This window comes from Marinilabilia salmonicolor, from assembly GCF_003003035.1.
In the GTDB taxonomy this organism is placed as follows: Bacteria; Bacteroidota; Bacteroidia; order Bacteroidales; family Marinilabiliaceae; genus Marinilabilia; species Marinilabilia salmonicolor_A.
The window spans coordinates 12,279-26,848 of record NZ_PVTS01000007.1; the positions used below are offsets into that span (position 1 = coordinate 12,279).

13 protein-coding genes are annotated in these 14,570 nt (G+C 37.3%); 11 read left to right on the forward strand and 2 right to left on the reverse strand.

Features of this window, described 5'->3' with window-relative positions:
• Positions 1-108 precede the first annotated feature (108 nt).
• The 8 genes from BY457_RS08605 to BY457_RS08640 all read left to right on the forward strand — a co-directional run bounded on the left by BY457_RS08605 (position 109) and on the right by BY457_RS08640 (position 6,970).
• Positions 109-789 (forward strand): hypothetical protein, encoded by a 681-nt coding sequence (locus tag BY457_RS08605; protein WP_106152932.1) that lies wholly within the window; start codon positions 109-111, stop codon positions 787-789.
• Positions 790-909: 120 nt separating this feature from the next.
• Positions 910-1,497 carry an outer membrane beta-barrel protein gene (locus tag BY457_RS08610; protein ID WP_106152933.1) on the forward strand — a complete coding sequence of 196 codons (588 nt, stop codon included), beginning with the start codon at positions 910-912 and terminating at the stop codon, positions 1,495-1,497.
• Positions 1,498-1,746: 249 nt separating this feature from the next.
• Positions 1,747-2,868, forward strand: coding sequence for a hypothetical protein (locus BY457_RS08615; protein WP_146130963.1), 1,122 nt, complete (start codon positions 1,747-1,749; stop codon positions 2,866-2,868).
• A gap of 18 nt (positions 2,869-2,886) precedes the next feature.
• Complete coding sequence (locus tag BY457_RS08620) at positions 2,887-3,990, forward strand: sensor histidine kinase (RefSeq protein ID WP_106152935.1); 1,104 nt, start codon at positions 2,887-2,889, stop codon at positions 3,988-3,990.
• Positions 3,971-4,726: a LytR/AlgR family response regulator transcription factor gene (locus BY457_RS08625; protein WP_106152936.1), complete on the forward strand. Its 756-nt coding sequence runs from the start codon at positions 3,971-3,973 to the stop codon at positions 4,724-4,726. The genes BY457_RS08620 and BY457_RS08625 overlap by 20 nt, the downstream gene beginning before the upstream one ends.
• 5 nt (positions 4,727-4,731) lie before the next feature.
• Entirely contained in the window at positions 4,732-5,193 is a 462-nt protein-coding gene (locus BY457_RS08630; protein WP_106152937.1) for a GNAT family N-acetyltransferase, read from the forward strand.
• Positions 5,194-5,354: 161 nt separating this feature from the next.
• Entirely contained in the window at positions 5,355-5,921 is a 567-nt protein-coding gene (locus tag BY457_RS08635) for a DUF502 domain-containing protein (protein WP_106152938.1), read from the forward strand.
• Positions 5,922-6,247: 326 nt separating this feature from the next.
• Positions 6,248-6,970 carry a murein L,D-transpeptidase catalytic domain family protein gene (locus tag BY457_RS08640; protein WP_106152939.1) on the forward strand — a complete coding sequence of 241 codons (723 nt, stop codon included), beginning with the start codon at positions 6,248-6,250 and terminating at the stop codon, positions 6,968-6,970.
• Between the two features lie 153 nt (positions 6,971-7,123).
• Here the strand turns inward: BY457_RS08640 and BY457_RS08645 are convergent, their stop codons facing one another.
• Positions 7,124-8,755 carry a L,D-transpeptidase family protein gene (locus BY457_RS08645; RefSeq protein ID WP_181256442.1) on the reverse strand — a complete coding sequence of 544 codons (1,632 nt, stop codon included), beginning with the start codon at positions 8,753-8,755 and terminating at the stop codon, positions 7,124-7,126.
• Between the two features lie 40 nt (positions 8,756-8,795).
• Here BY457_RS08645 and BY457_RS08650 point away from each other — a divergent pair, with 40 nt between their 5' ends.
• Positions 8,796-9,788, forward strand: coding sequence for a cation diffusion facilitator family transporter (locus BY457_RS08650; RefSeq protein ID WP_258176674.1), 993 nt, complete (start codon positions 8,796-8,798; stop codon positions 9,786-9,788).
• Between the two features lie 263 nt (positions 9,789-10,051).
• Here the strand turns inward: BY457_RS08650 and BY457_RS08655 are convergent, their stop codons facing one another.
• Positions 10,052-11,242, reverse strand: coding sequence for an ATP-binding protein (locus BY457_RS08655; protein WP_106152941.1), 1,191 nt, complete (start codon positions 11,240-11,242; stop codon positions 10,052-10,054).
• A 451-nt stretch (positions 11,243-11,693) separates the two neighbouring features.
• Between BY457_RS08655 and BY457_RS08665 the strand changes: the two genes are divergently transcribed.
• The gene (locus tag BY457_RS08665) at positions 11,694-12,341 is read left to right on the forward strand and encodes an MEDS domain-containing protein (RefSeq protein ID WP_106152942.1); all 648 of its coding nucleotides are present in this window, start codon (positions 11,694-11,696) and stop codon (positions 12,339-12,341) included.
• 177 nt (positions 12,342-12,518) lie between these two features.
• On the forward strand, positions 12,519-14,102 hold the full coding sequence (locus tag BY457_RS08670; RefSeq protein ID WP_106152943.1) for an ATP-binding response regulator: 1,584 nt from the start codon (positions 12,519-12,521) through the stop codon (positions 14,100-14,102).
• Positions 14,103-14,570: the final 468 nt, after the last annotated feature.

Consider the following 14,570-nt stretch of genomic DNA (forward strand, 5'->3'; position numbering starts at 1 on the left):
AACCAATAGGGGGGCGATGCTAAAACGAAAGAAACAATATCCTGTGCAATTATTATACTTATTAGTAAAAGGATCGTTCTTGTATTTAAGTTTAATAACAGCGTTGACATGAAGAAAAGTGAAATCAAGCTTGGTTTTTGGTCTGCTATTTTTTCCGCATCCTTTGCAATAATATGGTTTGTAACCTTCAATATGCAAGATGTATTTCAACCTGTACCGGAATGGAAAAATTTAAAAGACTATGCAGAGGCCTTTAACATCTCCAGGTTGACATTGATCTATCCTTCTCTATTATTAGCATTAACCTATATCATTATGCTTGCATGCACACACAGAGTTTTGCCGGAGGATAAAAAGTTATGGAGTTTGATTGCGCTTTCAATTGGGATTCTTTATGCAGTTATGGCCAGTATTAACTACAATATACAAGCAGTTTCCGTTAGACAAAGTTTAGCAGCAGGGGAAATAGCCGGAATAGAAATGTTTATTCCTGATAATTCACATTCCATATACAATGCATTAGCAAATTCTTATGTGTACATGGCTATTTCCATGTTTTTTGCAAGTTTTATCTTTCAAAGTGGCAGACTTGAAAAATGGATTAGGGGCTTGCTTATGGTACAGATTATCTCTGCTGTTGGTCAAATTGGTTATAGCATGATGGATATCTCTGAGATAATTTTTATTGCTTCAAGTATGGTTTGGGTTGTTGGAGCTCCTACATCATTTATATTGATCGCAATTTGGTTCAAAAAGCAAATTCCGGAAAGAAAGACTTTACACGATTAGATCTAATGAAAACCCTTTCATAACTTTGAAATACCCTTTCAACCACTAATCTTTTTTGTCGCTATAATCTCGCTATACTTTTGCTCCGTCAATTTTTTTCAGAATTAAAGATAAATAAAAATGAAGACGAGAGCTTTAGTAAGTATTGTATTTGCAATCATGGTGTCAGTGACTACCATGGCACAGGAAAAGGAAAAACGCTTTGGATTTGAATTCAGCAGCGGGTTGTCAGTCGCTACAGGGAACCTGGGCGAAACTACCAGGGATACGGGATTGGGTTTTGAAGGAATTTTTCACTACCGCTTTTTGACCCATACAGGTGTTTATCTTGGTTGGGGCTGGAATCAGTTTGGTGCAAATGATTCTTTTGGAGGAAACGATGTTTGTTTTGAAGAAACCGGCTATGTTTTCGGTTTGCAATACAAACACCCTTTAGGGGATTCTCCAATACAGTATTATTTGCGCGTCGGAGGATTGTACAATCACATCGAAACAGAAAACAGCGAAGGAGAAATTGTTGACGATACCGGTCATGGTCTGGGCTGGCAGCTGGCCGGAGGGGTTGATATTCCATTAGGGAAAAACTGGAACTTTACACCGGGAATTAAATTCAATTCACTTTCAAGAGATGCTGAGTTTGAAGGTTACAATAGTGAACTCAAATACAATTATATCTCGTTTCGTCTGGGAATTTTAAAACGGTTCTAATACAAAAGTTAGTGGAATGAAACCGGAAGGAGATTCTCTTTTCGGTTTCTTTTGAATCTTTAGTCAATTGATTTTAGTGCTTTTTGTATGTTTAGAATAATTTTAATACTTCTGTTTCTGTATTTTTCCTTTTTAATATCAAATGCGCAGGGCCCGGAAATTTCGTACTATCATAATGATAAAACCAATCTGACCTGGACCTCTGCAAATATCAGTTTTAAAAGTGGATCAACGCAGAAAACACCTTTTGTGCCGGTTATAAACTCGAATTACTGTCCGTATGGTACGGGCAATTATGCCAAAGATGTTAAAGTCAGCGGTAAGCTGGTTTTACTTTCCGGTCTAAAAAGTGAGAAAATCGGTTCATCCGGATGCCTTGCCGGAAAAGTAATTCTTATGCCTTATTGCAGGGCCTCGGAAGAACCAGACTTTTTGGAGCAAATCCGGAGATTATGTCAGATGGATATTGAAGCAGTGGTTCTTTTTTCCGTAACCGGAACAAGGCAAACCTTGAATTTTCAAGATAAAGAGCTTACAAGCTCAAATGTTCCGATTATTTTTATTACACATAAAACAGCCTGCGAGATTTTCGCAGCATCCGGAATGTCTTTCCCGAAGATTTCGGAGAAAAAAAAGGAAGACGTTTTCTTTCGGGAGCTTATTTGCTCCTTTCATTTGAATATGAAAGGGGATTTTGAAGAGGTGCAATCGGAGTTTAGGACTATTCGGTTTAATGATAATCTGATAGATTCTTCTTCAATAAAAGAGCTGGGTGTTCTAACCGACAGTGCTATGTCTTTTGTGGCCAGGTTGTTTGCTCCAATTAATCCGGTTTTGTTTCATCAGACAGTTACCTGTTTTTCGGATTTTGATGAAAAAATATTCTATACCTCTCACTGGGGGCGGGGAATGGCTACTCAGCATGGAAATTTTTCTGTTTTTGAAGAGAAATTACCGGCCTATGAATTAGCTGTGCACGAAATGACTCACTCGGTATTCTATAAGAACTGGGGAGAAACCATCTCATTTTTAGATGAAGGCATTGCTATGTATGCTGAGGCAAAATCCGGAGATCCAGATAAAAATCATAAAAAAACAGCAAAGTATTTGACAAATAAGGAATTGCTGCCGCTGGAGGAACTTCTTAAAATAGATATAGGAGCGGACAAGAGGTTTACGGAAATGGGCTATGCGGCCGCCGGTTCATTTACCGGGTTTTTAATTGAATCCTATGGTATGAAAAAATTCCTGAACCTCTGGGTTTTGGGAATTAACTGGGAGGGGGTATATCACAAAACGACGTTTCAATTGGAGAGGGACTGGCACCAATGGCTGGCCAGCCAAAATCCAAAACAGCAAATGATTCATTAAAACATTTTATCTTTGAATATGAGTTCGAAAATAAAAATAGGTTTTCAATCAATTCACCAGCTGTTATCTTTTGGAAGACTTTTGCGGTTTTTAATTGGGTTTGTTCTGGCTGTTCAGTTGATTGTGATTTTATATAATCATTTATCGGGCTATCATGTTCTTACCAGTTTTGACTATTTTCTTTATCGATTATTTCGTGGAGTTACATTAAGCCTTTTTGCCGGCTTTCTTTTAGCCTATCCTAATCTTTTGATGATCCGCATTCTTAATAGGGTGGCACCCTGGAACTTTAAAATCCTCAAAAGAATTTTTATCCAGATCATCTTTTCCGTTACGCTGGCAATTCTGGTATCACTAATATTCACTTTGATAGCCAATGCGATTAAACCTTACAGTGAGGATTTTAAGCGGGTTGTGATAAGTAATATGTTGATTTTTAGCATGGTGAATGTGTTTGTCATGGCTATTCTTGAAGGATGGATTTTCTATATTGAAAGTAAACGCTCAGAGAAAAAAGCAAGGAACTTGCAGGAAGAACTATCGCAAATAAAATATGAGGTGTTGAAAAGTCAGATCAACCCTCATTTTATGTTCAATAGCCTGAATGTTTTATCCGGTATGATCAACAAAGACACAGGGAAAGCTCAGCAATTTATTGATGAGTTTTCGCATATATACAGGTATGTGCTGGAAACCATTGAACAGCCGGTAGCCACGCTTGAAAAGGAGATTGATTTTATGCGCTCGTATTTGTTTCTTCAACAAATTCGTTATGGAAATGATTTGTCGTATTCGGTCAATATTCAGGCCCATTTGCTGAAAATGTTCTTACCACCTCTTTCGTTGCAGGTGGTGCTGGAAAATGCAATCAAACATAATGTTATTAATGAGGCCAAACCATTAAGGATTGAAGTGTTTGGTCAGCGTGATTTTCTGGTTATACGGAATAATCTTCAGCCCAAACTGTCAATGAGTCCTACAACAGGCCTGGGGCTGAAGAATCTGACAAAGCGATATGCGATGATCAGCCATGAAGAACCAGTTTTTTTCATCGATGCGAATTATTACATTGCAAAACTTCCATTAATTGATATTGAGAAAGATGAAAGTTCTAATAATTGAAGATGAAAAGTGGGCAGCTGATAAATTGGAATCAATGCTGAGAATAGCTGACCCGGGAATAGAAATTTTGGCGAAATTAGGATCAGTCAATGAATCGGTAAAATGGTTTCTTCAAAATAAAGCTGATCTTATTTTTCTTGATATACAGCTGTCTGATGGCAGTAGTTTCAGTATTTTTGAGCAGGTGTCTGTTTCTACTCCTGTGATTTTCACCACCGCTTACGATCAATATGCAATTAAAGCTTTTCAGGTAAACAGTATTTCCTATCTTTTAAAACCTGTGCGACAGAGTGATCTTAACCAGAGCCTGCAGAAGTTCCGAAATCTGAAATCGGCATTCAGTATTGATTTCGATGCACTTCTTTCTCAAATTAAAGGTAAACAACCCGATTATAAAAAACGATTTCTCATTCAAATTGGTGAAAAAATCAGGAAGGTGGAGGTTGCTGAAATAGCTTATTTTTACATTTTTGATAAAGGGGTTTACCTGCGGACTTTTCAGGGCAACAATTACCCGCTGGATTATTCTCTTGACAGGCTCGAAAACCTTATTAATCCTGATAATTTCTTTAGGATTAACCGTAAGTATATGGTGAGTATGGATGCGATATCAAATATGACAGCCTACTCCAGAGGTAGGGTAAAGCTGGAACTTACACCTTCTCCGGTTGCTGATTCTGAAACAATTGTAAGTGTTGATCGTTCCTTATCTTTTAAAAAATGGTTGAATAAATAAATAGAATGAAATTCAATATTTTAGAGGTGTCCAGGCAAAACGGCCTGATAGATAAAGCAGTTGATTATTTTTGGAATTGCTGGGGAAACGATAATAACTTCAACTTTTACAAAGATTGTATTGCTCATTCATTGGATGCAGAAAAAGGATTGCCCGGTTTTTATGTTGTACTCAATCATTCTGAAATAATTGCTTCTTATGCATTACTGGTCAATGACCTTATTAGTCGTCAGGATTTATTGCCCTGGCTTGCTTGTTTGTATGTAGATGAAAAATACAGGAATAAAGGAATTGCAGAACAATTGCTCAAACACGGGCTTAAGGAAGCAAGAGGTAAAGGGTACGATAAATTGTATCTTTCTACCGACCTTGAAGGGTTCTATGAAAAATATGGTTGGAGCCATTTTGCAGATGGATTCAATATCGTTAACGTAAAGATGAAAATCTATGCAAAATCTACACTTTAACGCAAGAAGGGTATTCTCATGCCGGAATATCCTATATGACCTGATGTGTTGAAATATTCCAACTTTCGCTGGAATCTTCTGGAATTAGTTGGAATACCTCAGAAATGATTAAAAGGAAATATCGTAATTTTGGTTATTATTGATGCGGTAAATTTTGTCTTATGAAGAAAATTTTGACTTATTTCCTTCAGGGTTTGCTTTATATAGCTCCCTTTGGAATAACGGCTTACATTATCTATGTGCTTTTCAGTTTTACTGATAATATCCTGGAGGATCTCCTGAAGAAATATCTTGGGTCAGATATTCCGGGGCTGGGTTTAGTATTTATTTTCTTTTTTTTGGTGTTGGTGGGAATTATTGGTAGCAGCATTCTTGCCAGACCATTCAAAATTTTCTTTAACAGGCTCATTGAAAAGGCCCCTCTGTTAAAGTTTATTTATTCCGCTTTGAATGACCTTTTTTCTGCCTTTGTTGGAAAAGAAAGAAAATTTAAAAAGCCTGTCATTGTTCTGGTGAATCCTATTTCCAATTTGGAGAAATTGGGTTTTATTACAGAAGAGGATCTGAGCAAGCTTGATGAAAAAGAGAAGGTTGCTGTTTACTTTCCTCATTCCTATAATTTTTCAGGCGAGTTGTTTATTGTTCCTAAGAACCAGGTAAGGTCTATTGATGTAAATCCGGCCGATTTGATGAAATTTATCGTGTCGGGTGGTGCTACAGGGATTTGAATTACATATACTTATTAAGTTGTGATTAGAGATTATTGACGACTGGTTGTATCCGGCTGGTTTTTATTGAAATAAATACAGTAATTACCTGATATTCATATGGGTTGGCGTGTTTTCTTGTTTTACAATAAAGTCAGGATATTTTCTTGTTCATTCAGTTCTTATCGGGAATGAAATACTTGGCAAGTAAGTCTCTGGAGGTTTGATGTTAACGTTTCTATATTTGGTATGCAGATTGTGGGAAATATTACTTATTTTTGAAACAATGAAAAATTGTTCTTCGTAAAAACAGAATAAGTCAATATATTTTAAGGAGGAGGGAAGATATGCAGGGCACAATTGACAAAAGATTAATCTTCGTTGTTGTTATTTTTTTTCTGAATTTGGGACAAATTAGTTTAGGAAAAGAATCTGAAAAGCACAATAATCCTTCCAACAACATACTTACTGCTTATAATTCGCTTACTCCCGGGAAACAAAGACCATCTTTTGAAGCCTTTCGATTGGGCATGAAAGGGAAACAAAATTTAATGGAGGAGGGGAAGCTGAAAAACAAAAGATACCTGACTTTGATTGATTTTTCTCTTTCCTCTACACAAAAAAGACTTTGGGTTATTGATTGTGATAGTTTAAAAATTGTACAGCATACTCTGGTGGCTCATGGCAAAAATACGGGAGAAAATAAAGCTGAAAGGTTTTCCAATGTTCCGCAATCGAACATGAGCAGTTTGGGCTTTTTTATTGCGGGTGAAACTTACTATGGCAAACATGGTTTTTCCCTTCGTCTTGATGGTGTTGAACCCGGAATTAATGATAAAGCCAGGGAAAGAGCAATTGTTATTCATGCTGCTGAGTATGCTACGATGCAGTTTGTAAATAAGCATGGACGCCTGGGACGAAGCTTTGGTTGCCCCGCATTGCCCCCTGAAAAAAATAAAACGATTATTCAGTCCATTAAAAACAAGTCTTGTGTTTTTATCTATTATCCTGAAGAAAGCTATTTCAGCCTTTCAGAATATGCTTCTCAATCTAACCTGAATAATTCATAAATAATTTATTACGATGATCAACCAACTGCGAAATATGAACGTCCTCGACAAAATTGATTTGAAAATAGTTCACTATTTCCTTCATCAATTTCATCTGCGGTTGTCCATATTTCCTGCTGTTTGACCATCTCATCACAAAAATTCATGAATTAATCAGGCTAAATCATAAACTGGCCTGGAGTTAAGAGCGATGTAAATTGAATGATCGCGGTCATATATGTCTTTAGAAAAGTGATGATTCCCTTCCTGATCGATCCAGGCAGTCCAGTAAAGTAGATAAACCTCCGGCTTTCGTGTTAAACGAATAGTTTGAGTTTTATTTGTTTCAATAGCTTTCTTAATTGAAGTCTGTGACCATTTCCCTTGATCCGCGAGAAGTAGTTCTGCCAACTCAATAGGCTTTTCAACCCTGATACATCCTGAACTGAAGGCTCTTTCTGTTCTGTTGAAGAGCTCACGTGTCGGTGTGTCATGCAAATAGACATTGTAAGTATTGGGAAACATAAATTTTATCCTTCCCAAAGCGTTGCTTTTTCCTGGTTTTTGTCTATAGGTATAAGAGAATACACTATTGCTGTTCCAGTTAACTGAATCGGGATTAAGCATTTTTCCATCCGGGCTAAAAACAGTTATGTTTTTATCGGTTAGATAACGAACATTTTTTTGAATCTCGGGAACTAAATCATTTCTGAGAATGGTGGGTGGAACGGTCCATGTCGGATTAATATCCAGGTACTCCATAACGCTTTTGAATACCGGAGTTTTTCTGTAAGCTCGGCCCACAATAACCTTTTGATGGTTGATTTGCTGCTTGTTGTCTATTATTTCCAATTCAAAATTAGCAATATTAACCAAAACATAATATTGGCTAAACTCAGCCGGAAGCCAACGCCAGCGCTCCAGATTCACCTCAAGTGTTTTTATTCGTTCTTTCACCGGTGTATTCATTGCTATGGTTGTTTCGGGGCCTATATTGCCAAGTGCCTCAATTCCATGTTTTTTTTGAAACTTCACAACGGATTTTTGTAATTCATCATCATAAGTATTGTTTTCCTGGTCAACATAGGAATTATACTCACCTGTTACTCGTAGTCTTGCCTTTATTTGGGGAATACGCGGATCTGACATTCCTGGTTTTAACATAGCACCTAAGCTAATCTCCGGCCAGCCACCTTCCGCTTCTATTTTTCTGTATTTTTCAAGTTGTTGCTTCAACAAATCATAGTTTATATGCATTGGATATAGTCTTTCGAGTACAGGCAGTAATGGTTCTTTGCTGATATCATCTATGTAGGTTATGGGATTTCTTTCAGATTTAACCACATGCCATTGCGCATTCCTTGTTTTTGGATCTGTCTTTCCTGAGATGATGTGTGAAGTCAGAAGTAAAAAAGCATCTGTCAAAATAATATCTCTTAATACCTTCTCTTCAGCAGTGCGTGCAATCGACATTTGTTCGAGAATAGAAATGTGATAATCGGATGGTGAAAGTCCATGATCGTAACTTTGCTTAATGGCGGTAATGAGATCATCAATATCCTGTCTTCTTTCCCAAACAGGGTTGTAGTTTCGATTCCTGTAAGTTTTTATTACTGATGGGATCGCATAAATTTCAATTCCCTGATCAAGGGACAGGTACTGTTCCAGATGATCAATCTTTTCATGAAGAAGATTTTTTATACTTCCTGAATCAGGAGAAGGGATAGCCCCGGTAATAAAGACTTTCCATGGAATTATAATTAGAAGGCCTATCGCTAAAGATTTTAAGTAGGGGGAAATATTCATAAAACAGTTGTTTGTCATTAAAAAAAGACTTGCTTGGGGCATGAATTTACAAACCTTTAGCTTAACTTACAACCGACGAAACCTGGGTTTATATCATTTGGCAACATGTTTTTTAATATTATCGGATATGAAAAAGGAGCCGGAAAGAATAAAACTCATTAAGAGAGTAACCGTTACAGGGTCAATTGTAAATCTGATTTTGTCTTTTGGGAAAATTATCGCAGGCATTACCGGCAAAAGTTCTGCTATGTTGGCTGATGGGATTCATTCCCTTTCAGATTTAGTCACTGATTTCATTGTATTAATTTTTATCGGGGCTTCAGGGAAGGAGAGAGATAAAAGCCACCACTATGGACATGGTAAGTTTGAAACTTTTGCTACCATGCTAATCGGCTTTGCACTGGGACTTGTTGGAATCGGTATATTGTGGTCAGGAACAGCGAAAATTATAAGGTTTGCATCCGGAGAAACTATTCTTAAACCCGGAATAATAGCATTATATGCAGCCTTGATTTCTATTGCGGCAAAAGAAATTCTGTTTTGGTACACATTTTTAGCAGGCAAAAAAACGAAGAGTAGTGCATTAAAGGCTAATGCATGGCATCATCGTTCAGATGCATTTTCCTCGGTGGCAACAGCTTTAGGAATCTCCGGAGCTCTTTTTCTGGGGGAATCCTGGAGGATTCTTGACCCGCTGGCAGGTGTAATTGTGAGCATTTTTATCTTAAAAATAGGGTGGGACGCAGCTATTCCAAGCATCAAAGAGTTATTAGAAAGCTCTTTACCATCGGAGGTGGAGAACGCTATTTCGGATGAGATTGAAAGCACGGAAGGTGTCTTGGGGTTTCATAATTTAAGAACAAGACGGATTGGAGAAATTATAGCAGTTGACGTCCATATAAAGGTTGATAAAAATCTTACAGTTGAGGTTTCGCATAATATAGCTACAGAAATAGAAAATAAACTGAAAAGGAAATTTGGCGAAAATTCCCATATTGGAATTCATATTGAACCTTTTGCTGGGTTTAATTAGAAAAAAGAATATGCTGTCATTTTATATCTTATTAATGCTGGGATTTGCCCTTCTAAGATTGTATAATTTCGATATGAATAAAGACAAAATATAATTTTTCCTTTTCATCCTCGATAGATACCCGGTGTATAATAGTAATTTAACTTCATGGCCCTTGATTCTATTAACTTATATCCTCCGGGTGTCTTTTTCTATTTTATGAATATCCAGTTTTTACGATATAATTCATAGACTTTATTATAGCCACCGTTACGTTTTTTTGTTTAATACAAAAAACCAAACAACCACAACGGTATCTTATGTAAATGCCCCACCTCAATTCCATCAGCAACCACGTATGAGTTGTTAAGATGTTTAACCTGCTTGTTGGTTTTTCCACGTCCACCAATCTCAAATACTGAATCCTTAAAGGCAAAATCCCCTTCAGGAGTATATTTCATTGGTCCCAATACTCCCAGCTGATTGATAAAGAAGCTTTCTCTCACATTTCCGATATTGGGATTCTCAGAAGCTAATGCATATTGGAGGTTGGGATGATGCATATAAATCTTCTCAGGCTTTTGTAACGCACCGATCCCTTTGGTATCTGCATACAGGCATTTTATTACGCGGATGTCCTCCAGGTAACGAATAAACTGTATCAGACTGTTACGACTGATACCAATGCGCTCACTTAGTTTAGAAATATTAGGTTTAAACGGTACGGATTCTGAAATAACATGCAGAAGCAATCTTATCTTTTCCACACTACCAAAACTGATATCGTGAGAGGATGGTAAATCAATACTCAAGGCCAGTGAAATGGTTTCTGACAGTTTTTGGTGGTATAGCTTGGGCGCCTCTTTAAAATAAGGGTAATAACCATATTCCAAAAAATCAGAAAAATGAGCAAGTGGACGTATGTTTTCTGATATTTGTAGTGCGTGGTTGGTGTGATTTTCTATTATTTGGTCAAAGCTGACCGGTTTAAAGTCTTTTCCCTTGGTGAAGTTCAGGAATTCCCGGAATGATAATCCGGCCAGTTCATATATAACAGCTCTCCGGCTTAAATCGCCTTTTGCCTGATTCAGATTTATCAAAGAAGAGCCTGTGAAAACAATTTTAAGATCCGGCTGATCATCATAAATGTTTTTTAATTCCTGAGACCAGTTCTGATAACGGTGAACTTCATCAAGTAAGAGATATTTGCCGCCTTGAATGACAAATTGTTCAGCGAAATCGATAAGGGTATTTTCTGTAAAATACAGATCATCCAGACTTGCATATAGCGTCTGATTATCCTGTGGCAGAAATTCCTTTGCATACTGGAGCAAAAGAGTTGTTTTACCGGCACCGCGAGCTCCTTTAATTCCAATCAGGCGACTGTTCCAGTCAATTTTGTCTTCCAGATATCTCTTAAACTGATTTGGTACCCGGTATAGTTTCTGATATGATTTCTGAAAAATCTTCTCCATATTGTTTCGGTTATTAAACAAATATATAAAAAATTGCTTTCTGCAAAAAGCAATATGCAGCAATTCATCTAAAAAAAAGCCGGCCCCTTCCGGAACCGACTCCCTTGCACGGTGGAGGCAAAGCCCCCTCCGCAATTCAAAATTAATTAAAAACGGAGATTAAATCAATATCGCTATCGCCCGTATCCCGGATCTGCTAAATACTTTCCGCTGTTGCAAGCACCGGAAGCCAGTTGATCTATATGACAAATCCGGGGTTTTTGAGAATATCCCTTTATCAGTGACCTGAGACCTTGTGCTTTTGCATTATTATTCCAATTCCTGTCTGGCAGATTAAATTATATAAGATTTGTCAGGAAAAGTCAAACCTTTTATTTTCTGCATCGTACTCTTGCTTATAACAACTAAACCTAATCCCAAATGAGTTTTAAAATTTTTAAAGCAGTCTGATATGCACATCAAAACGTCTGATCAGGAGAAATTAAAACTCGGTTTGGGTAATTACACTTGCAACTGGGGAGTACATATTTGTGGTTTGTACGAAACTGAAAAGGAACGCGATGAAATAATTATCGGTTTCTTAAGTCAGGGGGTGCATGATAAGGATATTCAGATATATTGTCCGGTTGAGCAATCTCCTGAAACATTTAAGGAAAAATTCCAGAATGCCAATCCCGAATGTAATTGTGGCGCAGACGGATGTGAAGATTTTCATATCCTTAGTGCCAAAGAAATGTATTATCCCGATGGTCATTTTTCTCCAAAAGCAATGGATAAATATCTCAATGATTTTTTCATTGAATCACAGAAAAACGGCAAAAGAAATGTCAGAGCCACAGCAGAAATGGTCTGGGCCCTGGATGCTATTCCCGGAGTGGAAGATCTGATGGTTTATGAGTCTCGATTGAACTATTTTATTCCCGGTAAACCATGGATTAGTATTTGCCTCTATAATGTGAATAAGTTCTCTGGTTCTACGATAATGAATGTGCTTAAAACACACCCCTATACAATTAGTGGCGGCGTGATCACCCAAAATCCCTTTTTTGTTCATCCGGATAAATGGCTGGCAGAGAATGCGCCTGAATATCTTTATTAAAGTGATTTGTTAGTATAAAATTTAATTATAAAGGTCTAATGGAACTCGCCCCGAAAATTCGGGGCTCGTTTCATTTAAAGAAAATTCTGACCTATTGTTTTTCCTCCTGGGTTTTGAGTATATTTCAATTGTAATCCGGTTTCAGTTGTTTTGCTGCAACTGCCTTATTTGATTTTTATGCCAGACAAGACTTATGACCTTTTTCTTTTAATGGTCAACCTCTCACAATATAAAAACAAGGTTTTAATTATCAGTCTTTTTATTGAAGGACTGAATGCCTCATTTCAGCCGGTCTCATTTCAATGGAAAAACAAAAATGCTGATAATACATCCGGTTCCATTGAAGTTTGCACCCGGAATAATCGTTTTGGTTATATTGAGCCATCTTCCTTTGGGAATCTCTCTGTTGAGAATACTCAATTTCTCTTGAATGCCATTCAAATGCTGGCTATTATTCTTGAAAAAAACGACCAGGAAAAGGCTTTAAACACTCATAAAAATAACCTCACCAAATTGGTTGATAATAAGACCAAGGAGCTTAGGGATGTTAATGAAACGCTCAATAATCAGATAGCTGATTACCAAAAACTGACAACCATTCTGAACGAATCCAATAAGCAACTAATTGTTGCAAAAGAAAAGGCAGAAGAGAGTAGCCGGTTAAAAACATCGTTTCTACGAAACATCAGCCATGAAATCAGAACCCCGCTCAATTCTATTATTGGATTCTCTGAGCTCATGAATATGCTCGACATTGAAGATGATGTACTAAAAAATTACACACAGATTATATCAAAAAGCGGTACACAGCTGCTTTCCATTATTACGGATATTTTAACCATCTCATCGATTGATGCGGGGCAGGAGAAGTTAAAAAAAGAGATCTTTTCCTTAAATCAACTGATGGAAGAATTGCTTGAGGTGTTTAAGCTAAAAGCAACAAACAAGGATGTTTTTTTTAAAATAATCAGAGAAATACCCTCTGAACGAGATTTTATTATTCTTGACAAGACAAAACTTACCCAAATACTTTCAAGTCTTTTGTCCAATGCTGTTAAGTTCACAGAAAGGGGGCAAATCCAAATTGGATGTACCTATGAGAATCAACAACTCTCTTTTTTTGTTAAGGATACAGGCATTGGGATCCCTGAAAATAGAAGAAACGTGATTTTTGAACGATTTGCACAGGCCAGTGAAGCAATATCCGTGGATTATGGGGGGACGGGGCTTGGACTTTCAATAGCCAAAGGTTTTGTTGAACTGATGAATGGTCGAATATGGGTAGAATCAAAACCTGGTGTGGGATCTGTCTTTCACTTTACCATCCCGTTATCGGAAGATCAGATTTTTCCCAATCTGCAGACTATGTCGGGGCATATGAAATCTTTAATCAGTGGTTCGTCTTCTCACACAATTCTGATTGCCGAAGATTACATTTACAATTTTATGTACCTGAAAGCTGTTCTCGAACCATATAAAGTAAAAGTTATTCATGCTGAAAACGGTAAGGAGGCTGTTGATATCTGTCTGAAAGATGGGAGCATCGATCTGGTCTTTATGGATCTTAAAATGCCGGTGATGGACGGTAAGACCGCCGCATCTCTGATAAAAAGGGAGAAACCGGACCTTAAAATTATTGCACAGACGGCTTATGTAACTGACATATCAAAGGAGGAATCTGCCAATATATTCGATGATTATCTTACCAAACCCTTTTCCCCGCAGAAGATAATCTCCATCCTGGCCGAATATCTTTCATGAGTGTCCGTCTATAAAGTAGAGGAAAATTGTGATTGGAACTGTGTTGGTTCATATGGACAGACTAATGAGAGTCCGTCTATAAACTCAGCAAAATTTGGTTCTGGTCATGTGTTTGTCAAGAAAGTGCCAGTTACAAAGCCTGCCCCGATTTTTCTTCGGGGGCTTTCGAAGTCCGAAAATACGCAGTTTACTTGAGTAAATGAGTAATTTTCGGGCAAGCGTAACGCAGTAAATGGTACTTTATGGACAAACACTAATGAGAATTGAAATCTTAAGTTTTAGGCATAACTTAAATTTTCCTTTTGCGTATTAAAAAAAATTATCCCTTTCCCCACAGAAAAACGTTTAGCTTATCAAACCCAACCCCACAGGTTCTGTTGTATTTTGTAGCGCATCTACTAGCAGGCGATTGACCGCTGACCCCAAAGATTGCAATCACTTGATTAACCATTAGATTTAAACGGTAAT

What these genes read in the sequence shown, in the direction of transcription:
- BY457_RS08605 (WP_106152932.1), top strand. Translation starts at nt 109, where the DNA reads ATGAAGAAAAGTGAAATCAAGCTTGGTTTTTGGTCTGCTATTTTTTCC.
- BY457_RS08610 (WP_106152933.1), top strand. Translation starts at nt 910, where the DNA reads ATGAAGACGAGAGCTTTAGTAAGTATTGTATTTGCAATCATGGTGTCA.
- BY457_RS08620 (WP_106152935.1), top strand. Translation starts at nt 2,887, where the DNA reads ATGAGTTCGAAAATAAAAATAGGTTTTCAATCAATTCACCAGCTGTTA.
- BY457_RS08625 (WP_106152936.1), top strand. Translation starts at nt 3,971, where the DNA reads ATGAAAGTTCTAATAATTGAAGATGAAAAGTGGGCAGCTGATAAATTG.
- BY457_RS08630 (WP_106152937.1), top strand. Translation starts at nt 4,732, where the DNA reads ATGAAATTCAATATTTTAGAGGTGTCCAGGCAAAACGGCCTGATAGAT.
- BY457_RS08635 (WP_106152938.1), top strand. Translation starts at nt 5,355, where the DNA reads ATGAAGAAAATTTTGACTTATTTCCTTCAGGGTTTGCTTTATATAGCT.
- BY457_RS08640 (WP_106152939.1), top strand. Translation starts at nt 6,248, where the DNA reads ATGCAGGGCACAATTGACAAAAGATTAATCTTCGTTGTTGTTATTTTT.
- BY457_RS08645 (WP_181256442.1), bottom strand. Translation starts at nt 8,755, where the DNA reads ATGAATATTTCCCCCTACTTAAAATCTTTAGCGATAGGCCTTCTAATT.
- BY457_RS08650 (WP_258176674.1), top strand. Translation starts at nt 8,796, where the DNA reads ATGAATTTACAAACCTTTAGCTTAACTTACAACCGACGAAACCTGGGT.
- BY457_RS08655 (WP_106152941.1), bottom strand. Translation starts at nt 11,242, where the DNA reads ATGGAGAAGATTTTTCAGAAATCATATCAGAAACTATACCGGGTACCA.
- BY457_RS08665 (WP_106152942.1), top strand. Translation starts at nt 11,694, where the DNA reads ATGCACATCAAAACGTCTGATCAGGAGAAATTAAAACTCGGTTTGGGT.
- BY457_RS08670 (WP_106152943.1), top strand. Translation starts at nt 12,519, where the DNA reads ATGCCAGACAAGACTTATGACCTTTTTCTTTTAATGGTCAACCTCTCA.